Genomic DNA, 26,829 nt, shown 5'->3' with positions numbered 1-26,829 from the left:
CCGACAAGAGCAGGTGGGAGAAGTCACAGCGGTCCGGGTCCTTCCCCACCCCCGGGTGCGCCGGGACGCACGGCCGTGTTCAGGTCATGACATTGCCACCGGTGATCGGCGTAGTCTTGGCGCCGTGTCGACTGAGCGGGCCGGGGCCGGTGCGGCGGACTGGGCGCGCAGCGGTGTCATGGCGCTGACCGGGCACCTCGACGGACCACCGCTGGTACCACCCGGGAGCGCGGCCGTCTTCGCCGGCCGGATCTCCGCACGGCTCGCCGCCGCCACGGCGGACGGCGCTCATCCGGTGCGGGTGGACGGCGCGTCGCTCCTCGCGGAGCGGGCCGCGTTCACCGGGCACCGCCGGCAGGGGCGGGTCTCGGCGGGCGGCGCGGGCCGGTTGCTGCCCACCGCGGACGGCTGGGCGGCCGTCTCCTGCGCCCGCCCCGACGATCCGCTGCTGTTGGGGGCGCTGGTCGGCGCCGCCCTGCCCGACGACCCGTGGCCCACGGTCGCCGCGTGGCTGCGGACGCACACCGGGGCGGAGCTGGCCGAGCGGGCCGCGCTGCTCGGTCTCGCCGCCACGCCCGTGGCCCCCTTCCCGGCCCGCCCGCTCCCCGCGCCCGGTCGCCCCAGGTCTCCTGCGGGCCTTCTCGTCGTCGACTTCAGCGCGCTGTGGGCAGGCCCGCTGTGCGCCCAGCTGCTCGGCCTCGCCGGCGCCCGCGTGGTCAAGGTGGAGACGCCGCAGCGCCTCGACGGAGCGCGCCGGGGCAGCCCCGGCTTCTTCCGGCTGCTGCACGCGGGCCACCGCGCCGTTCTCCTCGACCCCACGACGGCAGGGGGGCGGCGAGCGCTGGCCGCGCTCGTCGACGCGGCGGACATCGTCATCGAGGCGTCCCGCCCGCGCGCCCTGGCCGGGTTCGGTCTCGACGCGGAGGCATCGGCCCGGCAGGGCACGATCTGGGTGTCCGTCACGGCGGACGGCCGCGGCTCCCCGCGGGTCGGTTTCGGCGACGACGTGGCCGCGGGCGCGGGGCTGGTGGCCCAGGACGCCCGGGGGGAGCCGGTCTTCTGCGGCGACGCGCTCGCGGACCCGCTGACCGGCCTGTTCGCCGCCGAACTCGCCCTGTCGGCACCGGAGAACGGCCGGGGACGGCTGTTCGACGTCGCGATGTCCCAGGTGGTCTCCGCGACCCTGGCCCCCGCCCCGGGCTCCCCCACCGGGACCGCTCGCCGGGACGGCCCCGGCTGGGCAGTCGACACCTGCGACGGAGCCGTGCCGGTCGCCGCGCCCCGCCGTCGGACCATCGACGGCCACGCCCCCGAGCCGGGCGAGCACACCACCGAGGTCCTGCGCGAGCTGCGGATCCCCTCGCCATGACGCCGGGAGTGCTGCTCCGCGACGCCGAGCTGGACGGACGCACGGTGACGGACGTACGCGTCAGCGGCGGGAGTGTCGTCGAGATCGGCGTACGGCTGACGGCCCGCCGAGGCGAGGACGTGCTCGACGCCCGGGGCGGGGCCCTGCTGCCCGGCCTCTGCGACCATCACGTGCACCTGCACGCCATGGCCGCGGCCGCCCGCTCCGTCGACTGCGGCCCGCCTGCGGTGACCACCCCGGAGGGACTGGCCGAGGCCCTCGCTCGCGCGCCCGCCGACGAACGCGGCTGGGTTCGCGGCATCGGGTACGCCGAGGGTGTCGCCGGTCCGCTGGACCGCGTCGCGCTGGACCGCCTGCACGCCGCCCGTCCGGTGCGCGTCCAGCACCGCAGCGGCGCGCTGTGGACGGTCAACAGCGTGGGGGCACAGGCCCTGGACCTCGCGCGCGCGGATCACGCGGGCGTCGAGCGCGACGGGCGGGGCCGCCCCACCGGCCGGCTCTGGCGCGCCGACGACTGGCTCCGCACCCGGGTCTCCGGGGCCCGGCCACCCGATCTGCGGCCGGTCGGCGCCCGGCTCGCGGGCCTGGGCATCACGCATGTCACGGACGCGACCCCGGATCTCGGCGACTCGGCGATCGACGCGATCGGCGAGGCCGTGCGCACCGGGGCGCTGCCCCAGCGGGTCCGGTTGCTGGGGGCGCCCCTGCACTGGACCGCGCCCGGCGGCCCGCGGTCACCGACCGCCGGACCCTACAAGATCGTCCTCGCGGACTCCGGCCTCCCGGGCTTCGACGCCCTGGTGGAACGCGTCCGCGCGGCACGTCGTGCGGGCCGGGCGGTGGCCGTGCACTGTGTGACCCGCGAGGCGTTCTTCCTCCTGACCGCCGCTCTCGACGCGGTCGGCAGACACCCGGGCGACCGGATCGAGCACGCCTCGCTGGTGCCCGCCGAGTCCATCCCCCGGCTGCGGGACCTCGGTCCGGCCGTGGTGACCCAGCCGGGGTTCATCGCGGACCGCGGTGACGACTATCTGCGCGACGTCCCTGCCGGGGACCAGCAGGACCTCTACCGGGTGCGGTCGCTGATCGAGGGCGGCGTGCCGGTCGCGCTGGCCAGCGACGCGCCGTACGGGCCGGTCGATCCGTGGCTGGTGATCGACGCGGCGGTACGACGGCGTACCCGGACCGGACAGGTCGTCGGCCCGGGGGAAGGCCTCACCGCGCTGCAGGCCCTGGACGCCTTCCTCGGCGCGCCCGACGCTCCCGGCGGCCCGCCCCGGCGGGTCGTCCGGGGAGCACCGGCCGACCTCGTCCTGCTGCGCGCACCCCGAGCGGCGGCGCTGGAGCGGCCGGCCGCGGACCTGGTGGCCGCGACGCTGATCGCCGGCGCCGTCGTGTGGTCGCGCCCGCACTGATCACGGTGTTCGCCCGGTCCGACGTGGGAACGGAGGCCGGAAGCCTAGGGAAGCGCCCGTGTCCGCCCTGGCGCATCGCGGCGCGCGTCCGGTGAGTCGCGGCGCGCGTCGGACGCGCGGACGCGGTCAGCGCTCTGCGCCGCGGCGTGCGGGCTGCGATCCGCGGGCGGGCCGGCCGCCGGACCCGGACCGGCAGCGCGGCGGCGGGCCCGCCGGCAGGGTGCCGTCAGCGCTCGTGCGTGCGCCGCGCGCCGACGCGCCCCCCACCTGCCGAAAGGGTCCGTGCGACCGGGGGAGGCCGAGGTCACAGGGGGGAAGCGGCCAAGGTCACAGCCACGCCCTCTGCTGTCGCCCGGCCCGTCTGGCCTAGCATCCGAGCATGACGGTCCTGCCCGACGACGGGCTTTCGCTGGCCGCCGAGTTCCCTGACGCGACCCATGAGCAGTGGCAACGCCTCGTGGCGGGTGTGCTGCGCAAGTCGGGCAGGGACGTCTCGGACGCGGCAGCCGAGGAGGCCCTGTCCACCGCGCTGGAGGACGGGCTCCACCTCCAGCCCCTGTACAGCGCGCACGACGCCGCGCCCGACCCCGGCCTGCCCGGTTTCGCGCCGTTCGTCCGCGGCGGCCGGGCGGAGGGGAACTCCGTCGGCGGCTGGGACGTGCGACAGCAGCACACGGCCGACGGCGCGGTCCTCGCCGACCTGGAGAACGGCGTCACGTCGCTGTGGCTGGTCCTCGGCGACGGCGGCATTCCGGTCGCCTCGCTCGGTCAGGTCCTCGACGGCGTGTATCTCGACCTGGCACCCGTCGTCCTGGACGCCGGAAGTGACGTCGAGTCAGCCGCGCAGGCGCTGCTGCGGCTGTACGAGGAGCGCGGCGTCGCCAGGCAGGCGGCGCGAGGCAACCTCGGCGCCGACCCGCTCGGCCACGAGGCCCGTACCGGCAGCGGTTTCGACTTCGCGCCCGTGGCCGGTCTCGCCCGCCGGTGCGCCGAGGCGTATCCGGGGCTGCGCGCGTTGACCGTGGACGCGCTGCCGTATCACGAGGCCGGCGGTTCGGCCGCGCAGGAACTGGGCTGTTCGATGGCGACCGCGGTGGCGTACCTGCGGGACCTGACCGAGGCGGGCCTGCCGGTGGAACACGCCTGCGCCCAGCTGGAGTTCCGGTACGCGGCCACCGCCGACCAGTTCCTGACCGTGGCCAAGCTGCGGGCCGCGCGCCGGCTGTGGGCGCGGGTCACCGAGGTCTGCGGGACCGCGGTCGGACAGGTGCAGCACGCCGTGACCTCGCCGGTGATGATGGCCCGTCGCGACCCCTGGGTGAACATGCTGCGCACGACCGTCGCCACGCTGGCGGCCGGGGTGGGCGGCGCCGACGCGGTGACCGTGCTGCCCTTCGACCACGCGCTCGGCCTGCCGGACGCCTTCGCGCGGCGCATCGCCCGCAACACGTCCACGATCCTCATCGAGGAGTCGTACCTGTCCCGGGTCGTCGACCCGGCCGGCGGCTCCTGGTACGTGGAGCGGCTCACCGACGAACTCGCCCATGCGGGCTGGGAGTTCTTCCAGGAGATCGAGCGGACGGGCGGCCAGGCGGCCGCGCTGTGCTCGGGCCGGATCGGCCAGGACCTGGCGGACACCTGGGAGGCCCGCAGCGCGAAGCTGGCCAAGCGGCGCGAGCCCGTCACCGGTGTCAGCGAGTTCCCGGACCTCGGCGAGCGCCCGGTGGAGCGGGCGCCCGCGCCCGCGCCCCGTTCCGGCGGGCTGCCCCGGGTACGGCGTGACGAGTCGTACGAGAGGCTGCGCGCCCGCTCCGACGCCCACCTGGCGGCGACCGGATCCCGCCCGCGGGTCTATCTGGCGGCCCTCGGCCCCGCCGCCGCGCACACCGCCCGCGTCGGCTTCGCAGCGAACCTGTTCCAGGCCGGCGGCATCGAGCCCGTCACGCAAGGCGCCTTCGCGGACAGCGGCGCCACCGAGGCCGTCCTGTGCTCCAGCGACGCGCTGTACGAGGAACAGGCGGCGACCCTGGCCCAGGAGCTCAAGGACGCGGGTGCCACACACGTGTTCCTGGCGGGCCGCCCGGGGCAGTACCCGGGAGTCGACGCATACGTCTTCGCGGGCTGCGACGCCGTCGCCGTGCTCTCCGCCGCCCTCGACCGCATGGGAGTGTCCTGATGGGAATCCCCGACTTCTCCGGGATCGAACTGGGGACCCCGGCCGCCGACGGCGGCGCCGACGAGTGGCGTACGGCCGTCAAGCAGGCCACCGGCGGTGACGAGCCGCTGTGGGAGACGCCGGAGGGCATCGCGGTCAAGCCGCTGTACACGGGCCGCGACCTGGAGGGCCTGGACTTCCTGGGCACCTACCCGGGCATCGCCCCGTATCTGCGCGGCCCCTACCCGACGATGTACGTCAACCAGCCCTGGACGATCCGCCAGTACGCGGGTTTCTCCACCGCCGAGGAGTCCAACGCCTTCTACCGGCGCAACCTGGCGGCCGGCCAGAAGGGCCTGTCGGTCGCCTTCGACCTGCCCACCCACCGCGGCTACGACAGCGACCACCCGCGTGTGACCGGCGATGTCGGCATGGCGGGCGTCGCCATCGACTCCATCCTCGACATGCGCCGGCTCTTCGACGGCATCCCGCTGGACAGGATGACCGTGTCGATGACGATGAACGGCGCCGTGCTGCCGGTCCTCGCCCTCTACATCGTGGCCGCCGAGGAGCAGGGTGTACCGGCGGAGAAGCTGGCCGGGACCATCCAGAACGACATCCTCAAAGAGTTCATGGTCCGCAACACCTACATCTACCCGCCGAAGCCGTCGATGCGGATCATCTCCGACATCTTCGCCTACACCTCGCAGCGGATGCCCCGCTACAACTCCATCTCGATCTCCGGCTATCACATCCAGGAGGCGGGCGCGACAGCCGACCTGGAGCTGGCGTACACGCTCGCGGACGGCGTGGAGTACATCCGGGCGGGCCGTGAAGTGGGCCTGGACGTGGACGCGTTCGCGCCGCGGCTGTCCTTCTTCTGGGCGATCGGCATGAACTTCTTCATGGAGATCGCCAAGCTGCGCGCGGCCCGCCTGCTGTGGGCGAAGCTGGTCGGGCAGTTCGACCCGCAGAACCCCAAGTCGCTTTCCCTGCGCACCCATTCGCAGACCTCCGGCTGGTCGCTGACCGCGCAGGACGTGTTCAACAACGTGACGCGTACGGCCGTGGAGGCCATGGCGGCGACGCAGGGCCACACGCAGTCGCTGCACACCAACGCCCTGGACGAGGCGCTCGCGCTGCCCACCGACTTCTCGGCGCGCATCGCCCGCAACACCCAGCTGCTGATCCAGCAGGAGTCCGGCACGACCCGGGTGATCGACCCGTGGGGCGGCAGCGCGTACGTCGAGAAGCTGACGTACGACCTGGCCCGCCGGGCCTGGCAGCACATCCAGGAGGTGGAGGCGGCGGGCGGCATGGCGCGGGCCATCGACGCCGGCATTCCCAAGCTGCGCATCGAGGAGGCCGCGGCCCGCACCCAGGCCCGCATCGACTCCGGGCGCCAGCCGGTGATCGGCGTCAACAAGTACCGCGTCGAGACCGACGAACAGATCGACGTGCTGAAGGTCGACAACTCCTCGGTGCGCACCCAGCAGATCGCCAAGCTGCGGCGCCTGCGCGCCGAACGCGACGAGAGCGCCTGCCAGGACTCGCTGGACGCACTCACCCGCGCCGCCGCCGGCGAGGGCAACCTGCTGGAACTGGCGGTGAACGCCGCCCGCGCGATGGCCACCGTCGGGGAGATCTCCGACGCTCTGGAGAAGGTGTACGGGCGCCACGCGAGCCAGATCCGTACCATCTCCGGCGTGTACCGCAACGAAGCCGGGGAGTCACCGTCCGTGGAACGCACCCGCACCCTGGTGGACGCCTTCGAGGAGGCCGAGGGCCGCCGCCCGCGCATCCTGGTCGCCAAGATGGGCCAGGACGGCCACGACCGCGGCCAGAAGGTGATCGCCACCGCCTTCGCCGACCTCGGCTTCGACGTCGACGTCGGCCCGCTCTTCCAGACCCCGGGCGAAGTCGCCCGTCAGGCCGTCGAGGCGGACGTGCACATCGTCGGCGTCTCGTCCCTGGCCGCGGGACACCTCACCCTCGTACCGGCGCTGCGCGAGCAACTCGCCGAGGAGGGACGCGAGGACATCATGATCGTGGTCGGCGGAGTGATCCCGCCGCAGGACGTGCCGACGCTCCTGGAGATGGGCGCGGCCGCCGTCTTCCCGCCCGGCACGGTGATCCCGGACGCGGCGTACGACCTGGTCGAACGGCTGTCGGCCGGCCTCGGGCACGAACTGTAAGCCCCATGGCCATCGACCTCGACACGTATGTGAAGGGTGTGCTCGACGGCAAGCGGGCCCTGGTGGCCCGCGCGATCACGCTGGTCGAGTCCACCCGGCCCGATCACCGCGCGCTGGCCCAGGGGTTGCTGACCGAACTGCTTCCGCACAGCGGCAAGGCGCGGCGGATCGGCGTCAGCGGGGTGCCGGGCGTGGGCAAGTCGACGTTCATCGACGCGTTCGGCACCATGCTGACCGGGCTGGGCCACCGGGTCGCGGTGCTCGCGGTGGACCCGTCCTCCAGCCGGACCGGCGGCTCGATCCTCGGCGACAAGACGCGGATGGAACGCCTGGCCGTCGACCCGGCGGCCTTCGTCCGTCCCTCCCCGACCTCGGGCACGCTGGGCGGGGTGGCCAAGGCGACGCGCGAGTCGATCGTGGTGATGGAGGCCGCGGGCTACGACGTCGTCCTGGTGGAGACCGTCGGCGTCGGCCAGTCGGAGACCGCGGTCGCCAACATGGTCGACTCCTTCCTGCTGCTCACCCTCGCCCGCACCGGCGACCAGCTCCAGGGCATCAAGAAGGGCGTGCTGGAACTGGCCGACGTCATCGCCGTCAACAAGGCGGACGGCCCGCACGAACGCGACGCCCGCGCCGCGGCCCGTGAACTGGCGGGCGCCCTGCGGCTCATGCACGGCAGGGACGCCGCGTGGACCCCGCCGGTCCTCAGTTGCAGCGCTCGCGAGGCGGCCGGCCTGGACACCGTCTGGGAGCGCCTCGAACAGCACCGCACCCTGCTCGACTCCACCGGCCGACTCGCCGCCAAGCGCCGTGAGCAGCAGGTCGACTGGACCTGGTCCATGGTCCGCGACGAACTCCTCGGCCGCCTGCACGCCGCCCCGGCGGTACGAGCCCTGGCACCCGCCCTCGAACAACAGGTCAGAGAAGGCGAGTTGACGGCCACACTGGCCGCGGAACGCATCCTGAAGGTGTTCGGCGGAGAGGAGAACTGAGGAACCGCCCGCGCACGTTCGCGTGGGTCCGCCGCTCCGGTGTCGCACTCCCCCGGGCCGGCGCGCGGCGGCCGGTTCAGCCGGCGGGCGGTCGCCGCCGGTAGATATTCCGTTGGAGCAGGTCGTTTGCGCGCTCCTATAGTGGCGGCCATGCGCGCCCCCTACCCCCGAACCCCCCATGTGCCCTGGTCACCGGGCTTCTCCGCGGACGATGTGCGGGCCGGTGGTCTGGGCGGGTTCGCCGGGCGGGAGATCGTCGTCACCGAGAAGCTCGACGGGGAGAACACCACGCTCTACGCGGACGGGCTGCACGCCCGCTCGCTCGATTCCGCGCACCATCCGTCGCGAGCATGGGTCAAGGCCCTCCAGGGGCGGGCGGGGGCGCGGATACCGGCGGGGTGGCGGGTGTGCGGAGAGAACCTGTACGCGCGGCACTCGATCCCGTACGACGACCTGGACAGCTACTTCTACGGGTTCTCCGTGTGGGACGAGCGCGACCGGTGCCTGGGCTGGGACGAGACCGTGCGGTTCCTGCGGGGGCTGGGCGTGCCGGCGCCGCCGGTGCTGTGGCGGGGGACGTTCGACGAGCGGGCGCTGCGGCGGCTGCGGGTGGAGACCGGTCGGCAGGAGGGCTACGTCGTACGCACCGCCGAGGGCTTCGCGCGGGAGGACTTCGCCGGGCGGGTCGCCAAGTGGGTGCGGGCCGGGCACGTCACGACGGGGACGCACTGGATGCACGCGGCGGTCGTCGCCAACGGGCTCGGACCTGCGGCCGCGCTGTGGGCCGTGCGGTCCGGGGCCGCGCCGGACGCGCGGGCGCTGGGCGCGGTCGTGGGTGTGGCGGACGGTGACGCGGGCGCCGCCGCCGAGGTGGGTGCGCGGCTGGACGCGCTGGGGCGGAGCGGCGAGGCGCGGCTCGCGGGGGTGTTCGCCGCGCTGCTGCACCGCACGCGACGGCCGTGGCTGATGAGCCGCGCCGCCGGGTCTCTCGGCGTGCCGCTCGCGAGGCGGGTCGCCGACCTGGTGGGACTGCACGCCGCCGTGCACCGGCCGTACCCGGACGCGGAGCGCCGGGCCGGACTCGTGCGGATGTCGTTCGCGGCCGACCTGGGAGTGCTGCACGCCGTGGCGGCGGCGGTCGCGCGGGACGAGCGGGCGCGGGAGCAGGCACAGTGGTCGGCTCTGCACGCCGAGGAGGCCGGGCTGCTCGGCGAGAGGCCGCTCGGGCCGCTGCGGTCCGGGCTGCGCCGGGCGCTGGCGGAGGAGGCGGTCGGCGGTGCGGCCGGGGACCGGTGCTGGGCGGAGGCACGGGAGCTGTACGCGCAGGGGCGGGTCTCCACCGTGGAGGAGGCCGTCGCGGCGACATGGCGGTGGCGGAGCGGGGCTTTCCCGCGGCTGGTGCACCTCGTGGGGCCGTCGGGCAGCGGCAAGAGCGCCTTCGCGGCGCGCCTCGAGGACGTTTCGGCGCGCGTCGAACTGGACGGACTGCGTGCGGCGCGCGGCTCACGGGCGGACCAGAAGGCCAACGGGGAGGTACTGCGGGAGGGGCTGGAGCGGCTGGACGGAGCGCTCGGCGCCGGCGCCACGGTGGTGTGGGACGCCACGTCGCTCAACCCGCACCAGCGGTCCCTGGTGCACGCCGTGGCCCGTCGCCGGGACGCGCTGGTCACGCACGCCGTGGTGCTCGCCGACGAGGACGAACTGCTGCGCCGCAACGCCACGCGGGCCCATCCGGTGCCGGCAGACGTGCTCGCGGGCCAACTGCGCCGGTTCGTGCCGCCGTATCCCGGTCAGGCGCACCGCACCTGGTACGTGGGCGCGGACGGGACCGTGGAGGACCGCGACGGCACACTGGACGGGGAGGACGTCTGATGCGTACCAGCGAGGAGATCTATCACCGCGTGCGCTGGGACCCCCGGTTCGACCCCGCGCGGTTCGTGCTCGGCATCAACCAGCGCGGCGCGGCACCGAAGCGGGTGCCGCTGCCGACGTTCGTGCCGGGCGGCGAGATCCCGTGGCACCGGGTGCTGTTCGTGGAGGCGGACGGCGAGGTCGTGTGGGACCGCGCCACGGGGGTGGACCGCGTCGACGCGTCCGGCGCCGGCCGGGTGCGCGAGGCGCGGCGGCTGCGGGCGCCCTTCTTCACGGCACGCCCGCCGCACGCGTGGGACGCGTCCGCCGGGCGTTGGGTGCCCGCGGCGTCCGCCCAGGGTGAGACGGGGCAGGACCGGGTACGGGTGCTGACCTGGAACACCCTGTGGGACCGCTACGACAGCGACCGCATCGACACCGCCCTGCGCCGCCCGCTGCTGCTGGAGGCGCTCGAACGCGCCGACGCGGACGTCATCGCCCTCCAGGAGGTCGAGGCGGGGCTGCTGGCCATGCTGCTGGACGCCGCGTGGGTGCGGGCCCACTACACCGTCGGCGCCGACCCCTGCGGGAAGGACGTCGACGACTGCGGTCTCCTCCTGCTCAGCCGGCTGCCGGTGAGGGAGGCGGCCCTGCATGTCCTGGGCCACCACAAGGCCGTCACCGCCGTCGTCGTGGACACGGTGTCCGGACCGCTGACCGTGGCCGCCACCCATCTGACGAGCGACCACTCCGAGGACGGGCCGACGCGGCGCGGCGCCGAACTGACCCGGCTCGCCGAGGGGCTGGCCGGCGTGGCGGGTGACCTGGTCCTGGTCGGCGACTTCAACGACGGCGGCCCCGGCCCGGCCCGCACGCTCGGCATGCGTGACGCCTGGACCGAGGCGCACGGGCCGCACGATCACACGCCGACCTTCGATCCCGGTGTCAATCCGCTGGCCGCGGTCTCGTCGCTGTCGGGCCGGGCCTCCCGTCTCGACCGCGTCTTCGTCCGCCCCGGCGATGGTCCGCGCGTCACCGGGGCGGCGCTGCTGGGCGACACGCCCGACTCGGCGGGGCTGTTCGTCTCCGACCACTACGGGGTCGCCGCCGACCTGCACCGCGGTGCCGCCGCGCCCGTCGACGTGCTCGACGTCGCGCCGACGCCTCGTACGGCACTGGCGTGGGTCCCTCCGCGTGAACTGTGGCCGGCGCTCCAGGACGTGCGCCGCGACCACGACGTGCAGATCCGGCGCTGGCCGCCGCATGTCAACGTGCTGTTCGGGTTCGTCCCCGAGTCGGACTTCGAGCGGGCGGCCCCGCTGCTGGCCACGGCGGCCGCGCAGGTCGCGCCGTTCACGGCGCGGCTGGAGGGACTGCACACCTTCGGTCACCGGGACGGCGCCACGGTGTGGCTGGACCCCGCGGCCGAGGACGACACGCCGTGGGCGGAGCTGTGGCAGGCACTCGTGCGGCGCTTCCCGCGCTGCCGTGGACGCCACGACGGCTTCACCCCGCACCTGAGCCTCGGCCGGACCGCCGACCCGCGGGCCGTCGCCGTCGACTGCGCGGCCCGGCTCTCCCCGATGACCGCGCGAATCGGCGAACTGGTCCTGCTGTCCCGGCGGGGCGAGGAACCGATGCGGCCGCGGGCCACGGTCGTCCTCGGCACCGGCGAGGTGCGGTGGCTTCCCGAGCCCGCCCTCGGCAGGCCCGACCGCGGGTGGGAGGACTGGGCCGAGCCCGCCGCCGACGTGGCCGTCCTGCCCGCCACGGACGACACGGCGGCCGAGCAGGTCGTGGGGCGCCTGACGGACGCGCTCGGCGAGGGCGCCGTCCGTCTCGCGGGGTCGCGGCGCATGGGCTGCGCGCTCGCCGGATCCGATGTGGACGTCGTCGCGGCGCTGCCCGGCGCCGTGGACCTCGCGGCCGTGCGGGAGCGGGTCACGGCGGTGCTGCCGGGCGTCGGGGGGATGCGCGAGGTCGTCGGCGCGCGCGTGCCCGGTCTGCGGTTCCGGTTCGGCGGGCTCGACGTGGATCTGGTGGTCGTGGCCACGGGGTCGATGCCGGCGAAGGACGCGCCGGCCCGGCGGGCCGAACTGGGGGAAGACGCGGCGATCGCGCTCAGCTCGGTCTCCGACGCGGAGGCCGTCCTGACGGCCGTGGGCGTCCACCGAAGGCGGCAATTCGCGGTGCTGGCACGAGGAGTGAAGGCGTGGGCGCGGGCGCGCGGCCTGGACGGGGCACCGTTCGGCGGCCTGCCCGGAGTGGCCTGGGCGGTGCTTGCGGCTCTCACGGTCCGCCGGTCCCCGGACCTCGTGGACTCCGGCGATCTGCTGCGACGGTTCTTCGGCACCTGGGCCGCGTGGGACTGGCGCGAGCCCGTCGGTCTCGCCCCCGGGGGTCGCGGGACCGGCGCGGCCGTGACCGTGCTGACGCCCAGCGACCCCGTGCGCTCCTGCACCGAACAGGTCGGCCCGCACGGCCGTGACCTGCTGAGCCAGGAGCTCTACAGCGCCTGGGAGACGGTGGAGGCCGCGGCCGGGTCCGGCACGGATCCCTGGCCCGAACTGCTCTGCCCGCCGCCCCTGCACCGGCGGCATGCGGCATGGGCCGTCGTGACGGTCCCGCGCCGGCAGGAGGAAGTCTTCGACGAGCTCAACGGGCGCGTACGCGGACGTATGCGCGCGCTGCTCAGGGCGTTGCGGGAGGCGGGGGTGCGGGACGCACAAGCCTGGCCGCAGCCCCTCACCCCCGGGCCCGCATCCACCGAGGGACCCGCGAGCGCGTGCTACGCGATCGGAATGGGGCACACACCGCTCGACGCGGAACGGCTCGCGGGCATCGCCGGCCGATGGGGCACGGGCCTGCCGGGCGTCCAGGTGACACGGGTCGAGGGCGGGGCGATCCCCACCGTGCGCTGACAGCTGACACACGACGACCGCCGACGCGCCGGGCGCTGCCACGTCCGCATCCCCGCAGGGCCGCGCCCTGCGCGGCGCAGTGCCCGGCCGCGGCGATGCGGCTCCGGCCGGGGCGACCGCCGAGACCGGGCACGGCGGCCTCCGCAGCGCGGCAGATCCTCAAGGCCGGGCAGGAGGTCGAAGGCGGGGCGTCCGGGCGGCAGCTCGTCAAGGCCTTGTGCCGAGAGGCGTATTGATCCAGCCGCGATAGGCGTCCACGTCGACGTTGCTGCCGCACACGATGGTGGCCACGTGCCGGCCGGCGAAGCGGTCACGGTTTTCGAGGATCGCCGCGATGCCGAGCGCGGCCGACGGTTCGACGACGAGGCCGGCGTGGTCGAGGAGCGTCCTCATACCGGCGATGATCGACCCCTCGGAGACCAGGACGGCGTCGTCGGCGACCAGGAGAAGGTCGTCCAGGACGGCCGGGATGGGGCGTCGGCCGGCGACTCCGTCGGCGATGGTGTCGGTCGAGTCGGTGGTGACGACGCTCCGTCGGCGCCACGAGTGCGTCATCGCCGGTGCCCCCAGCGGCTGGACGCAGACCACCTCGACCGCGGGCGCCAAGGCCTTCACCACATGGCCCACCCCGGTGGCCAGCGCCCCGCCGCCGAGAGCGATCAGGACCGTGTCGAACGACGGCGCCGTGTCCACCAGTTCCAGGCCGATGGTCGCCGCGCCCTCGCAGGTCTCGATGTCCAGACCGTCCTCGACCAGCCGGATGCCGTCGTGCCGCGCGACAGCCGCCGCCCGCTCGCGAGCCATGTCGAAGTCGCCGTCCACCAGCTCCAGCCTGGCCTCCAACGCTCGGATGCGATCAAGCTTGGCCGCGGACGCGAAGCGGGATGCCACGACGGCGACCTCGAGCCCCCGGGAGCGGCCGGACCAGGCGAGGGCTTGGCCGAGGTTGCCCGCGCTGGCGCACACCACGGCTCGGGGGCCGTGGTCGGCGAGCAGGCTCGCGACGACCTCGGTGCCGCGCGCCTTGAAGCTGCGGACGGGGTTCGCCGTCTCGAGCTTGATACTCACGTCGCACCCGAGCCGGGGCTCCAGCGCCTCGCAGCGGTACAACGGAGTGTCGAGGAACACCGGGTCGATCACCCGGCGAGCCGCCCGGATACGAGCGAGGTCGAGGCGCGTCTCCTGCACGACATGGCAGCGTAGTGCCGCCCGCGCTGCCCCATCGAGCAATTGTCCGTTCCTGCGGGTCGGTTGGGCTCGATCCGACGGTGCGGGCCCCGGGGCGCTCGACGCCGTGGCCGGGCACGAAGGGGCTCCGGCGCGACGAGGGCGACGAGGGCGACGAGTGGACGAAGGCAATGAGGGCGACCAGGGCGACGACGACGGGCGCGTACACGGATCGCCGATGTGCCCGGGTGGTCCAGGCTCGGTGGACACGTGAAGAGAACCATCTCCTCCGCTTGTCCGTACTATCTCTCCATCAGGGCTCTGCACAGGGCTCTGCACAGGGCTTCGCAGTGGTGTGCCCGGCAGGCATCGACCCGCCCGGAGGGCGGGCCCGGCAGGTCCGTCGACTGCCGCCTCACACCGAGGAAAGGTTGTGCGCTTCATGTCCGAGAACGCCTCCGCCACCGAACTCACCTCGCAGTACACCGCTCAGGTGACCGCCGACCTGGAACGCAACACCAAGGAGCAGGAACGTGTCAGCGCGGAAATCGCCGCCCTGCAGGAGCAGTTGACATCCCTCCAGCGGGATCACACGGTGCTCGTCAACATCCAGCAGGCCATCGACGCGGTGCCGGTGCCCGACACGACGGCACCGCCGTCCGGCAGTGCCCCGGTGCCCGCCCCGCGCAAGAAGGCCGGCCGATCCGGCACGGGCAAGGGGACCCAGCCGGGCAAGAAGAACCAGCCGGGCAAGAAGGCCGCCGCCCAGCCCGCCCAGTCGGCCGGGAAGCCGGCCGACAAGCCGAGCGCCGGCAAGCCGAGCACGGGCAAGGCCGAAGTCGCGCGGACGGCCCAGCCGACCCTCGTGGACCTGGTCCGCCGCCACCTCACCGAGCAGAGTGAACCCCGCTCGGCGGCCGAGATCGCCACCGCCCTCGGCCAGGCCCACCCCGAACGCGCCGTCAAGACCACCGTGATCCGCACCACCCTCGAAGGCCTCGTCGCCAAGACCCAGGCGCAGCGCTCCAAGCAGGGATCGTCCGTCTTCTACACCGCCGCCGACTCATCCCGGTCCGCCGCGACCGCACCGTCCGAGGAACAGCCCGCGCCGTCCCACGCATGACGTTCCGTTCCGTGTCCGCGGGTCAGCCCACAGGCGCGGAAGGAAGGCACCTGAGGCCCGTCGTTCGGCGCGCCACCCCGGACGGCCACGGCCGGATCGAGCCGGCGATGTTCCGCCGGCCGAAGGCGGTCGGCTCCCTGCCCGAAGGACACGCCGGCGAACACGCTGGGCATTCGTCGCGTCATGTCCGCCGTCGACGACATCGAGGAGATCGCTGCCCGCCTGCGCACCCACAGCGCCGAACTCGCCGGGGAGCCTGCGCGGTTCGGGGAAAGCTGTCGCCTCTGCCACGTCCGCGGCCCCGAGGGCGTCATGCCGGACCGGCCGAACCGCTCGGCCGACGGCTGCCGAAGGGGCCGTGCGGTGCCGCTCGGGCGGGCATGTGGTGACGAAGCCGTCGAGGGAGACCGAGATGTCGGCGATGATACGAGTCATACTTCCGGTCGAGCGCCGCCTCCCCATCATTTCTACAGTGCTGTAGATTCGATTCGGGCGCAACCGCGCATGACATCCTGATCGGTCCCGATCGGTCTCGACCCGTCTCAACCAGGAGGAAGACAGTGGGAGTTTCCCTGTCCAAGGGTGGCAACGTATCCCTGAGCAAGGAGGCGCCGGGCCTGACCGCGGTCCTGGTCGGCCTGGGCTGGGACGTGCGGACGACCACGGGCACCGACTACGACCTCGACGCCTCGGCCCTGCTCCTGGACGCGTCCGGCAAGGTCCTGTCCGACCAGCACTTCGTCTTCTACAACAACCTGAAGAGCCCGGACGGTTCGGTCGAGCACACCGGCGACAACCTCACCGGCGAGGGGGAGGGCGACGACGAGTCGGTCAAGGTGAACCTCGCCGCCGTACCCGCCGGGATCGACAAGATCGTCTTCCCGGTCTCCATCCACGACGCCGAGAACCGTGGCCAGAGCTTCGGCCAGGTCCGTAACGCGTTCATCCGTGTCGTCAACCAGGCGGGCGGCCAGGAGATCGCACGGTACGACCTGAGCGAGGACGCCTCCACCGAGACCGCGATGGTCTTCGGCGAGCTGTACCGCAACGGCGCGGAGTGGAAGTTCCGTGCCGTGGGCCAGGGTTACGCCTCCGGGCTGGCAGGGATCGCCGCCGACTTCGGCGTCAACGTCTGACCGGGGCGGCTTCCTCATGTTCGGACTGAGCGAATTCGCCATACTCCTCGTCGTCGTCATTGCCGTCCTCGCCGCCAGGAAGCTGCCCGAACTGGCCCGTTCGGCCGGAAAGTCGGCGCGCATCCTGAAGGCGGAGGCGCGGGCGGCGAAGGAGGAGCAGTCACCCGACGGGGAGCTTCGGCACCCCGGCTGATCCGTAGAAGCCGGTGGGCACGGCCTCGGGCCGGTGCCCTCCCTGAGATCCGGTGGGCACGGCCTCGGGCCGGTGTCCTCCCTGAGACGCGAGCGCCAGAAGTACGACGGGCCGGAAGAGGGACGCCTCGGAGGACGTCCCTCGAACGGGGCTCGGCGAGAATGAACCGGTGATGAACGTCGAGGCGGCCGACCGGATGTGCGAGGCCGGGACCGTGCTGGTGCGTCCGGTCCCGCCGCCGCCCCGGCCGACCCGACGCAACCCCCTCTTCGACGCGCTGCCCGCTCCGGCCCTCGCCGTCGCCGTCGCCGCAACCGTCCACGCCCTCGGTGCCGGGGCCGGCCGCAGCCACCGGCTCGTCGACGGCGTGGGGCGGGCGCGGACCGGATCGGACACCCGGCCCGGCGCCGTCGTCCCCGCGCTCCTGGTCACGCTGTTTCGGCGTGCTCCTTGAGTACCCGTACTCAGGCGCTCTCCTCCCCCGCGGTACGACACTGAGGCTCCGATCGCCCTTACCGGAGGTTCCCTCGTGTTCAGCCGTGCCGTCATCGCCCTGACACCGTTCTTCGGGCGGCTCACCGTCACCAGTGAGATCAAGCTGCGCCTGCCCGCGGGGACCCTCTTCGTGGCCAACCACGACTCCATGGCCGACCCCGCCGTCGTCATGACCGCGCTGCGGCAGCTCGAGCTCGAGCCGGTGGTGATGGCGACCGCCGGACTGTGGCGCATACCGCTGCTCGGCAGGGCGCTGAGCCGTGCCGGTCACATTCCGGTCCATCGCCGCACGGCGCACGCGGCGCTGGCTCTCGACGCCGCCGCCGAGGCGCTGGCCGGCGGCCGGCACGTGCTCCTCTACGGCGAGGGCCGGCTGCCGCGCCGCAGGGACGCGGCGGCCACCGCGCCCGAGCCGTTCCGTACCGGGCTCGCCCGTCTGGCGCAGGCGACCGGCGCGCTGGTGGTGCCGGTGGGCCACGCGGGCGCCCGACGGATCGCCTCGGGGTCGGCCGCTAAGCAGCTGGCGGGCGCGTTGACGGCGCCCGTCCGGCGTCCGCACTGCCATGTCCACCTCGGGGCGCCGATGCGGCTGCCCGCGGAGACGGATCGTGGCACGGCGGCCGCCCGACTCGCCGTCACCGCGGCCTGGCGGACGGCGGCCCGCGCCGTGGGCGAACACCCGAGGTAGCCACCGAAGATCCCGCGGCACAGCCACCGCGGACCCGCTCGGCAGCCACCGGCAGACTTCCGAAGGCGGCCGCCGGCGGACTCGCGGGGGCCTCTGAAGGCAGCCACCGCCGAGGCACCCGAGGCAGCCACCGCCCAGACCCGGAGCAGCTGCCGTCTGAACCCTGAGCGGCCGCGGGCGGACCCCCGCGCCATCCACCCCACGGCACCCGAAGCAGACGCGGCTGTCACCGCTGCTCCTCGGATGCGGCTGTCACCGCTGTGCGGGCGGTGGCGCCGTGCTCTGCCGCATCACCAGCCGCGTCGGTACGAGCGTCGTTCCGTGTTCGGACCCGTCCGGACGCATCTTGCGCAGCACGGCCTGGACGCAGAGCCGGCCGACCTCGGCGAAGTCCTGGTGCAGGGTGGTGAGCGGGGGCAGGAAGGAGCCGGCCTCGGGGATGTCGTCGAAACCGATGACGCTGACGTCCTCGGGTACCCGGCGCCCGGCTTCGTGCAGGGCGCGCAGCAGGCCGAGGGCCATCTGGTCGTTGGCCGCGAAGACGGCGGTGCATTCCTCGCGGGCGGCCAGCTCACGGCCGGCCAGGTAGCCGGACTCCGCCGACCAGTCGCCCCTGACCGGGGGCGGCGCCGGGCGGTCCGCCTCGGTGAGGGCCTCCCGCCAGGCGTCGGCGCGGCGCTGCGCGGCGAACGAGTCCTCGGGGCCGCCCAGATGCCAGACGGTGCGATGGCCCAGTTCGAGGAGGTGCCGGACAGCGGTCTTGGTGCCGCCGGCCTGGTCGGTGTCCACGACGGTGTAGTGGTCGCCTGCGTCGGAGTCGACGACCACGACCTGGACGTGCGGCGGGAGTTTCACGGTGGCCGCGTCCAGCAGGTGGACCTCCATGATGACGATCACCGCGTCGACGGCCAGTTCCTCCAGCCGGGAGAACGCGCCGCGCACCTCGTCGCTGGTGGGGACGGCCACCGGGAGCAGTGTCACCGCGTAGCCCTCGGCGGCCGCCGAGGTCGCGATCGCCTCGAGGGTGCGCACGTTGCCGGTCGTGGACAGCGTGAACGTGATGACGCCGATCGTGCGGAACTCGCCGCGCTTGAGGGCGCGGGCGGCGCTGTTGGGGCGGTAGCCGAGTTCCTTCATGGCCTCGAGGACCTGCTGCCGGGTCTCCTCGTTCACACCGGCGTAACCGTTGGAGACCCGCGAGACGGTCTGCGAGGACACCCCGGCGAGCCGTGCGACGTCCGCCATGGAGGCGGTGGCCCGGCCGCGTCCCGGCGCTTGGGCCGGTGTTCTTTCAGCCATGTCCACTCGGTGTGCCCACCTCTCTGTCGGCGCAGGTGCCACGGTCTCCCCGGAGGACCCTTGACCATCGTTATCGGGGCAGTGTAGACATGCCGCCATCAGATGTTTACGTAAACATAACAGCTTGCCAAGCCTCTTGCGTGGCTGATGTTTACGTAAACATCATGGTGGCGGTGGGGCGTTCGGAAATCTCCGCGCAACACCGCCCCGGTTCCAGGACTGGATGAGCGAGGAACGACATGACGACGCTGCAACCGCCGGTGGCCGCCGAGCCGCGGCCGGCACCTCCCCCGGCGAAACGGGACCGCCGCTCCTGGACGGGGTGGGGTTTCATCGGTCCCTTCGTGGCCGTTTTCGCCCTGGTCTTCCTGGCCCCGATCGTGTATTCGATCTATCTGAGCCTCTTCCGCAACCAGCTCATCGGCGGCAACCAGTTCGTCGGGCTGGACAACTACACGCGGGCCCTGCAGGACGGCGCGTTCTGGTCGGCGGTGGGCCGGGTGGCGCTCTTCCTGGCGGTCCAGGTGCCGATCATGCTGGGCATCGCCCTGCTGGTGGCGCTGGCACTGGACAGTGGCCGGCTCTACGGCAAGAGCTTCTTCCGGATCACGATCTTCCTGCCCTACGCCGTGCCCGCCGTGGTCGCCACCCTGATGTGGGGCTTCATGTACGGCACCAAGTACGGCCTGGTGGGCGACATCAACTCCGCGTTCGGTGTCACGCTGCCCGACCTGCTCTCCCCCGGCTGGGTGCTCGCCTCCATCGGCAACATCGTGACCTGGGAGTTCGTCGGGTACAACATGCTGATCTTCTACTCGGCGCTGCGGGTCATCCCGACCTCGCTGTACGAGGCGGCGGAGATCGACGGTGCCGGCCAGTGGCGGATCATCAGCGCGATCAAGCTGCCCGCGATCCGGGGCGCGCTCGTCATCGCGACGATCTTCTCGATCATCGGCAGCTTCCAGCTCTTCAACGAGCCGAGCATCCTGCGTCCGCTGGCGCTCAACGCCATCACCACGGACTTCACGCCGAACTTCTACACGTACTCGCTGTCCTTCGCCGGCCAGCAGCACAACTACTCCGCGACGGTGGCCATCATCATGGGTGTCATCACGATGATCGTCGCCTACGCCGTCCAGCTGCGCGGCATGCGCAAGGGAGCGTGACCCGATGAGCACCTCTGTCACCGCCTCCCCTCCGAAGGGCACCGCCCCCAGGCTGCGGACCGCCCGCAAGAAGCACGGTGCGGGCAAGCCGAAGCGCAACGTGCTGCTGACGGTGCTGATGGCCCTGGTGGTCCTCTACACCGTGGTGCCGCTGATCTGGCTGGTGATCAACGCCACGAAGACCCAGTCGGGTCTGGCCGACTCGAACGGCCTGTGGTTCGCCCACGACTTCGCCCTGTGGGAGAACGTCCGGGACACCTTCACCTACCACGACGGCATCTTCGGCCGCTGGCTGCTGAACACCCTGCTGTACGTGGTGCTCGGCGCGGGCGGTGCGACGCTGCTGGCGGTGCTCGGCGGGTACGCGCTGGCGAAGTTCCAGTTCCCCGGCAAGCGTGCGATCTTCGCCGTCGTGATCGGCGCGGTGGCCGTACCGGGCACGGCGCTGGCGGTCCCGACCTTCCTGATGTTCAGCAAGATGGGGTTGACCGACACCCCCTGGGCAGTGATCATTCCCTCGCTGGTGTCGCCGTTCGGCCTCTACCTGATGTGGGTGTTCGCCGCGGAGGCGATCCCGACCGAGCTGCTGGAGGCGGCCCGGATGGACGGGGCGAGCGAGGCGCGGACCTTCTTCCAGGTCGCGCTGCCGCTGCTGGCCCCCGGGATCGTGACCGTGCTGCTGTTCACCACGGTCGCCACCTGGAACAACTACTTCCTCCCGCTGATCATGCTCAAGGACGCGGACTGGTACCCGCTGACGCTGGGTCTGAGCGCCTGGAGCTCCCAGGCGCAGACCGTCGGCGGTGACGTGATCTTCAACCTGGTGATCACGGGCTCCCTGCTCACGATCCTTCCCCTGATCGCGGCCTTCCTGTTCCTCCAGAAGTACTGGCAGTCCGGCCTCGCCGCCGGAAGTGTCAAGGAGTGACAGGGGCCGCGCCCCCAAGCCCCACATGTGAGTCACACCGGCACCACCCCCACCCTCACCTGTCCCACCCACGAAGAAGTGGAATCAGCCCCATGCGCAGAACCACGAGCCGCATCCTGCGCGGCATCGCCCTCGTCTCCACCCTCGCCCTGGGCGTCACCGCCTGCGGCGGCTCGGACGACGGCTCCGACACGAAGGCCGTCTCCGCCGACGACATCCAGACTGCCCTGGACAAGGGCGGCGACATCACGGTCTGGGCCTGGGAGCCCACGCTGAAGACCGTGGCTGCCGACTTCGAGAAGAAGTACCCGAAGGTCAAGGTCAACCTGGTCAGCGAGCGCTCCGGCGACAAGCACTACACCGCGCTGTCCAACGCCATCTCGGCCGGCAAGGGTGTCCCGGACGTCGCCCAGGTCGAGTACTTCGCGGTCGGCCAGTACTCCCTGGCCAAGGGCCTGACCGATCTGGCTCCCTACGGCGCCGACAAGCTCGCCTCGAAGTACACGCCCGGTCCGTGGAACGCGGTCAGCGACGGCGACAAGGTCTACGGCCTGCCGATGGACTCGGGCCCGATGGCGCTGTTCTACAACAAGCAGGTCTTCGACAAGTACAAGATCGCCGTCCCGACCACCTGGGACGAGTACCTGGACGCGGCCCGCAAGCTGCACAAGGCCGACCCGAAGGCCTACATCACCAACGACACCGGTGACGCGGGCCTGACCACCTCCCTGCTGTGGCAGGCCGGTTCGCGCCCGTTCAAGGTCGACGGCACCAACGTCGGCATCAACTTCGACGACGCGGGCGCCAAGAAGTTCGAGACGGTCTGGCAGAAGCTGATCGACGAGAAGCTGCTCGCCCCGGTCACCGGCTGGACCGACGACTGGTACAAGGGCCTGGGCGACGGCACCATCGCCACCCTGCCCACCGGCGCCTGGATGCCCGCCAACTTCGTCAGCGGCGTCCCGAACGCCACGGGCCAGTGGCGCGCGGCCGCGCTGCCTGCCTGGACCGCGGGCGACAAGGCGAGCGCGGAGAGCGGCGGCAGCTCGCTGACCGTCCCGGCGCTGAGCAAGAACAAGGAACTCGCGTACGCCTTCACGGAGTACGCCAACGCCGGTGACGGTGTCGCCACCCGGATCAGCGAAGGCGCCTTCCCCGCCACCAAGGCGGAGCTCGCGTCGGCCTCGTTCCAGAGCAAGAAGTTCGACTACTTCGGTGGTCAGGAAGCCAACAAGGTCTTCGCCGACTCCGCCGCGAACGTGGCGAGCGACTGGTCGTACCTCCCCTTCCAGGCCTACGCGAACTCGATCTTCAACGACACCGTCGGCAAGGCCTACGTCTCCGGCACCACGGTGGCGGACGGTCTGAAGTCCTGGCAGGACTCCCTGACCAAGTACGGCCAGGAGCAGGGCTTCACCATCGAGAAGTAGCCGGCAGGCAGTTCCACCAGCACTCGACAAGCAAGAAACGCCGGGCGGCGCGGCTCCCGGGCCGCGCCGCCCCCGTGCATCACCTTCGGAAGGACCGCCATGATCTCCACCCTCCAGTCCCGCATGCTGCGCGGGGCGGACGGTGACCCCGCTCCGCGCCTGGCGTACGGCGCCGACTACAACCCCGAGCAGTGGCCCCGGGACGTGTGGGAGGAGGACGTACGGCTGATGCGGGAGGCCGGCGTCACCGTCGTCTCCGTGGGGATCTTCTCCTGGGCCCGTATCCAGCCGGGTCCGGACACCTGGGACTTCGGCTGGCTCGACGAGGTCATGGACCTGCTGCACGCGGGCGGGATCGGCGTCGACCTGGCCACCGCCACCGCCTCGCCGCCGCCCTGGCTCACCACCGCCCACCCGGAGATCCTGCCGGTCACGGCGAACGGCGAGACGCTCTGGCCGGGTGCCCGCCAGCACTGGCGGCCCACCTCTCCCGTCTTCCGTGAGTACGCCCTGCGTCTGGTCCGCAAGATGGCCGACCGCTACCGGGACCACCCGGCGCTCGTCGCCTGGCACGTCTCCAACGAGCTGGGCTGCCACAACGTCTACGACTACTCGGACGACGCGGCCCGCGCCTTCCGGGTCTGGCTGCGTGCCCGCTACGGCTCGCTCGACGCCCTCAACCACGCCTGGGGCACCGCCTTCTGGTCGCAGCGCTACAGCGACTGGGAGCAGATCCTGCCGCCCCGGCTGGCCGCCTCGCACCCCAACCCGACGCAGCAGCTGGACTTCAAGCGGTTCTCCTCGGACGCCCTGAAGGACCACCTCGTCGCGGAGCGGGACATCCTGCGGGAGATCACGCCGGAGATCCCGGTCACCACGAACTTCATGGTGATGGGCAACACCAAGGGCATGAACTACCCGGACTGGGCGAGCGAGATCGACTTCGTCTCCAACGACCACTACGTCCACCCCGGCCCGCAGGACCGCGACGAGCTGTCGTTCTCGGCGAACCTCACCAGCGGCATCGCGGCAGGCCGGCCCTGGTTCCTGATGGAGCACTCCACCAGCGCCGTCAACTGGCAGCCCGTGAACGTGGCGAAGCGGCCCGGCGACCTGGCCCGTGACGCGCTGCTGCACGTGGCGCACGGCGCGGACGCGGTGTGCTTCTTCCAGTGGCGGCAGTCGGCGGCCGGCGCCGAGAAGTACCACTCGGCGATGGTCCCGCACGCCGGCGAGGACAGCGACCTGTTCCGCGCGGTGGCCGCCCTCGGCGCCACGCTGAAGGCCCTTGCCCCGGTGGCGGGTTCGGAGCGGGAGTCGGCGGCCGTCGGCATCCTCTACGACTGGCAGTCGTGGTGGGCCAGTGAGCAGGACTCCCACCCCACCGCCCTGCTGGACTACCGGCAGGAGGCGCTCGACTGGTACTCGGCGCTGCTCGCCCTCGGTGTCCGCGCCGACCTCGTCACCACCCGCGCCGACCTCTCCCGGCACCAGGTGCTGATCGCGCCCGTGCTGCACATGGTGCCGGCCGAACTGGCCAAGGAACTGACCTGCTACGCCGAGCAGGGCGGCCACCTCGTCACCACGTACTTCTCCGGGGTCGTCGACGAGAACGACCACGTCTGGCTCGGCGGATACCCGGGCGCCCTGCGCGACCTGCTCGGCATCCGCATCGAGGAGTTCGGCCCGCTGCTCGCCGGGGAGTCCGTGGAACTGGACGACGCCACCTCGGGCAGCCTGTGGACCGACCGGATCACCGTCACCGGCTCCGACACCGAGGTGCTGGCGCACTACCGCACCGGTGTGCACGCCGGACGCCCCGCCGTCACCCGGCGCCCGACCGGCGACGGTTCGGCCTCGTACGTCTCCACCCGGCTCGGTGTCGACGGGCTCGCCTCGCTGCTGCCACGGCTGCTGGAGCCGGCCGGGGTCGGCAGTGAACTCCCGGCGGACGTGCGGGGATCGGTGGAGCTGACCGTCCGGCGCGGCGCCGAGGGACGGTTCCTGTTCCTGGTCAACCGGACCGACGACACGGTGCCGGTGACCGGGATGGACGGAGAGGTCCTGGTCGGCACCGGCGGCACGGAGGGCGGCCTCGTCCTCGGGCCGCGGGAGGTCGCCGTACTGCGCCGGCCCCGCGACTGACGCCACACACCCGCGCACCCCGCACGCCCCACGACTCCTCGGCGCGGCACACCGCCGCGCCGAGGGCCATCCCCTCCTGTCCGCGCGGCAGGAGGGGCCCACCACAGCGACCGCACCGCAGTTGGGAGCACAGATGGCACGCCGTACCCGCAGCAGACGCAGCCTCGGGGCCGCCGCACTCACCGCGCTGGCCACCGGGGCCGCCCTCCTCAGCGTCCCCGTGCAGGCACACGCCGAGGCCGCCGTCACCGTGACGCCGGATCCGTCGTACCAGCAGCAGAAGTTCGAGGGCTGGGGCACCAGCCTGGTCTGGTTCGCCAACGCCACCGGGGACTATCCCCCGGCGATCCGCGAGAAGCTGGCCACGTTGCTCTTCGGCGACGACGGCCTCGCGCTGAACATCGCCCGGTACAACATCGGCGGCGGCAACGCCCCGGACGTCACGGACTACCTGCGGGCCGGCGGTGCCGTGGAGGGCTGGTGGAAGGCGCCCGCGGGCACCACCCGCGAGGACACCGACTGGTGGAGCGCGGACGACCCGGCCGACTGGAACAAGGACGCCGACGCCACCCAGCGCTGGTGGGTGGACCGCATCAAGAAGGACATCACCCACTGGGAGACCTTCAGCAACTCCCCGCCGTGGTTCATGACCGAGAGCGGGTACGTGTCCGGCGGCTTCAACGCCAACACCGACCAGCTCAAGGCCGACTCCGTCGACGACTTCGCCGCCTACGTGGCGGGCGCGACCAAGCGGCTGGAGAAGGCCGAGGGCATCAAGGTCGACACCGTCGACCCGTTCAACGAGCCCAACACCGGCTACTGGGGCACCCGGCTGGACGCGAACGGCCAGCCCGTCGGCGGCCGTCAGGAGGGCGCCCACATCGGCCCCGAGCTCCAGCAGAAGGTGCTCGCCGCGCTGGCGCCCGCTTTGCAGAAGGCGAAGACGAAGGCGCGGATATCGGCGATGGACGAGACCAACCCGTCCATCTTCGCGACGAACTGGAACGCCTACTCGCAGGCGTCCAGGGACCTCGTCGACCAGATGAACGTCCACACCTACGGCACCGGGCAGCGCACCACCGTGCGTGATCTCGCCAAGGCCGCCGACAAGCCGCTGTGGATGAGCGAGGTCGAGGGCGACTGGGGCGACGGGCAGAGCTTCACGGACATGCGTCCGGGCCTCGGGCTCGCCCAGCAGATGGTGAACGACCTGCGTGAACTGGAGCCCACCGCCTGGGTGTTCTGGCAGCCGGTCGAGGACTACGACAACATGAAGCCGGGCGGCGAGTCCGCGAAGGGCGGCAACTGGGGCTCCATCCAGCTCCCGTTCAGCTGCACCGGCACGGACACCCTCCAGTCCTGCCCGATCTACACCAACACCAAGTTCGACACGGCCAGGAACTTCACGCACTTCATCAAGCCCGGTGACAAGCTGATCAAGGTGGACGACACCTCCAGCGCCGCCGCCGTGACCAAGGACGGCAAGGGCGCCTCGGTCGTCCACGTCAACAGCACCACCGAGGCCCGCACGGTCACCATCGACCTGTCCAGGTTCCGCACCGTCAAGGACAGCGCGACGGTCACACCCACGGTGACCAGCGCCGACGGCAAGCTCAAGCAGCAGGCCCCGGTCGAGGTCGTCGACGGCAAGGCCACCTACACCGTCCCCGCCCAGTCCGTGACCTCCTTCGCCGTCAAGGGTGTCTCCGGCGTCGCGAAGGACGCGGGCCTGTTCAGCAAGGGCCACTCCTACACGCTGACCGGCGTGCAGAGCGGCAAGGCGGTGACCGTCGGGGCCAACGGCACGAACCTGGTCATCGGCTCGGGCAACGGCAGCACCGCGCAGCAGTGGCAGCTGGACGCCCGGTACGGCAGGACGGGCGCCCGCCAGCACTACGTCCTCGCCAACGCGGCTAAGGGCGAGCGTCTCGCCGTCCGCGACAACGTGCCGGTGGTCGAACCCGACACCGGCGAGCGTGACCCGGCCACCGAGTGGATCATGTCGACCACCGGCGACGGGACATGGACCCTGGTCAACGTGGCCACCGGACGCCTCCTCGAGGTCGGCGGCCAGGCGACCAACGAGGGCGCGGCCGTCACGACCTGGCAGGCCAACTCCGGTTCCAACCAGCGCTGGAGGGTCACGGACGTGACCCCCTAG

The 26,829-nt window shown here is 72.6% G+C and carries 19 protein-coding genes; 17 read left to right on the top strand and 2 right to left on the bottom strand.

Annotated features, from left to right (window positions below):
* Window positions 1–124: 124 nt before the first annotated feature.
* From QQM72_RS29615 to QQM72_RS29585, 7 genes are all read left to right on the top strand, one after another.
* Entirely contained in the window at window positions 125–1,369 is a 1,245-nt protein-coding gene (locus QQM72_RS29615; protein ID WP_314223898.1) for a CoA transferase, read from the top strand.
* Window positions 1,366–2,784, top strand: a complete 1,419-nt coding sequence (locus QQM72_RS29610; protein ID WP_314223897.1) for an amidohydrolase family protein — start codon at window positions 1,366–1,368, stop codon at window positions 2,782–2,784. The genes QQM72_RS29615 and QQM72_RS29610 overlap by 4 nt, the downstream gene beginning before the upstream one ends.
* 379 nt (window positions 2,785–3,163) lie before the next feature.
* Window positions 3,164–4,960: a methylmalonyl-CoA mutase subunit beta gene (locus QQM72_RS29605; protein WP_314223896.1), complete on the top strand. Its 1,797-nt coding sequence runs from the start codon at window positions 3,164–3,166 to the stop codon at window positions 4,958–4,960.
* Window positions 4,960–7,134 carry a methylmalonyl-CoA mutase gene (gene scpA, locus QQM72_RS29600; RefSeq protein ID WP_314223895.1) on the top strand — a complete coding sequence of 725 codons (2,175 nt, stop codon included), beginning with the start codon at window positions 4,960–4,962 and terminating at the stop codon, window positions 7,132–7,134. Before QQM72_RS29605 ends, scpA begins: the two co-directional genes overlap by 1 nt.
* 5 nt (window positions 7,135–7,139) lie before the next feature.
* Window positions 7,140–8,126: a methylmalonyl Co-A mutase-associated GTPase MeaB gene (gene meaB / locus QQM72_RS29595; protein WP_314223894.1), complete on the top strand. Its 987-nt coding sequence runs from the start codon at window positions 7,140–7,142 to the stop codon at window positions 8,124–8,126.
* 150 nt (window positions 8,127–8,276) lie between these two features.
* Window positions 8,277–9,998, top strand: coding sequence for an RNA ligase family protein (locus QQM72_RS29590; RefSeq protein ID WP_314223893.1), 1,722 nt, complete (start codon window positions 8,277–8,279; stop codon window positions 9,996–9,998).
* Window positions 9,998–12,898: a poly(A) polymerase gene (locus tag QQM72_RS29585; protein ID WP_314223892.1), complete on the top strand. Its 2,901-nt coding sequence runs from the start codon at window positions 9,998–10,000 to the stop codon at window positions 12,896–12,898. The genes QQM72_RS29590 and QQM72_RS29585 overlap by 1 nt, the downstream gene beginning before the upstream one ends.
* Window positions 12,899–13,105: 207 nt before the next feature.
* Here QQM72_RS29585 and QQM72_RS29580 read toward each other — a convergent pair whose 3' ends face one another.
* Window positions 13,106–14,086: a threonine ammonia-lyase gene (locus QQM72_RS29580; protein WP_314223891.1), complete on the bottom strand. Its 981-nt coding sequence runs from the start codon at window positions 14,084–14,086 to the stop codon at window positions 13,106–13,108.
* A 421-nt stretch (window positions 14,087–14,507) separates the two neighbouring features.
* Between QQM72_RS29580 and QQM72_RS29575 the strand changes: the two genes are divergently transcribed.
* The 5 genes from QQM72_RS29575 (at window position 14,508) to QQM72_RS29555 (ending at window position 17,700) form a co-directional block, all read left to right on the top strand.
* A complete protein-coding gene (locus QQM72_RS29575; RefSeq protein WP_314223890.1) occupies window positions 14,508–15,188 on the top strand; it encodes a hypothetical protein in 681 nt (226 codons plus the stop codon).
* Window positions 15,189–15,748: 560 nt separating this feature from the next.
* On the top strand, window positions 15,749–16,324 hold the full coding sequence (locus tag QQM72_RS29570; protein WP_307166860.1) for a TerD family protein: 576 nt from the start codon (window positions 15,749–15,751) through the stop codon (window positions 16,322–16,324).
* Window positions 16,325–16,340: 16 nt separating this feature from the next.
* A complete protein-coding gene (locus QQM72_RS29565) occupies window positions 16,341–16,517 on the top strand; it encodes a twin-arginine translocase TatA/TatE family subunit (RefSeq protein ID WP_399079078.1) in 177 nt (58 codons plus the stop codon).
* A 172-nt stretch (window positions 16,518–16,689) separates the two neighbouring features.
* Window positions 16,690–16,971: a hypothetical protein gene (locus QQM72_RS29560; protein WP_314223889.1), complete on the top strand. Its 282-nt coding sequence runs from the start codon at window positions 16,690–16,692 to the stop codon at window positions 16,969–16,971.
* 75 nt (window positions 16,972–17,046) lie between these two features.
* The gene (locus tag QQM72_RS29555) at window positions 17,047–17,700 is read left to right on the top strand and encodes a lysophospholipid acyltransferase family protein (protein WP_314223888.1); all 654 of its coding nucleotides are present in this window, start codon (window positions 17,047–17,049) and stop codon (window positions 17,698–17,700) included.
* Window positions 17,701–17,952: 252 nt separating this feature from the next.
* Here QQM72_RS29555 and QQM72_RS29550 read toward each other — a convergent pair whose 3' ends face one another.
* Window positions 17,953–18,945 (bottom strand): LacI family DNA-binding transcriptional regulator, encoded by a 993-nt coding sequence (locus tag QQM72_RS29550; protein ID WP_314224001.1) that lies wholly within the window; start codon window positions 18,943–18,945, stop codon window positions 17,953–17,955.
* Window positions 18,946–19,238: 293 nt separating this feature from the next.
* On the opposite strand from QQM72_RS29550, the gene QQM72_RS29545 reads away from it, so the two are divergent.
* The 5 genes from QQM72_RS29545 (at window position 19,239) to QQM72_RS29525 (ending at window position 26,829) form a co-directional block, all read left to right on the top strand.
* Entirely contained in the window at window positions 19,239–20,165 is a 927-nt protein-coding gene (locus QQM72_RS29545) for a carbohydrate ABC transporter permease (protein WP_314223887.1), read from the top strand.
* Window positions 20,166–20,169: 4 nt separating this feature from the next.
* Complete coding sequence (locus QQM72_RS29540; protein WP_314223886.1) at window positions 20,170–21,093, top strand: carbohydrate ABC transporter permease; 924 nt, start codon at window positions 20,170–20,172, stop codon at window positions 21,091–21,093.
* A gap of 92 nt (window positions 21,094–21,185) precedes the next feature.
* Complete coding sequence (locus tag QQM72_RS29535) at window positions 21,186–22,523, top strand: ABC transporter substrate-binding protein (protein ID WP_314223885.1); 1,338 nt, start codon at window positions 21,186–21,188, stop codon at window positions 22,521–22,523.
* A gap of 99 nt (window positions 22,524–22,622) precedes the next feature.
* Window positions 22,623–24,668 (top strand): beta-galactosidase, encoded by a 2,046-nt coding sequence (locus tag QQM72_RS29530; RefSeq protein WP_314223884.1) that lies wholly within the window; start codon window positions 22,623–22,625, stop codon window positions 24,666–24,668.
* A 133-nt stretch (window positions 24,669–24,801) separates the two neighbouring features.
* A complete protein-coding gene (locus QQM72_RS29525) occupies window positions 24,802–26,829 on the top strand; it encodes an RICIN domain-containing protein (protein ID WP_314223883.1) in 2,028 nt (675 codons plus the stop codon).

The sequence above is a fragment of the Streptomyces zaehneri genome (assembly GCF_032248645.1).
In the GTDB taxonomy this organism is placed as follows: Bacteria; Actinomycetota; Actinomycetes; order Streptomycetales; family Streptomycetaceae; genus Streptomyces; species Streptomyces coriariae.
The sequence above is the reverse complement of the archived record's forward strand: the minus strand, read 5'-3'. Positions and strand labels throughout refer to the sequence as shown.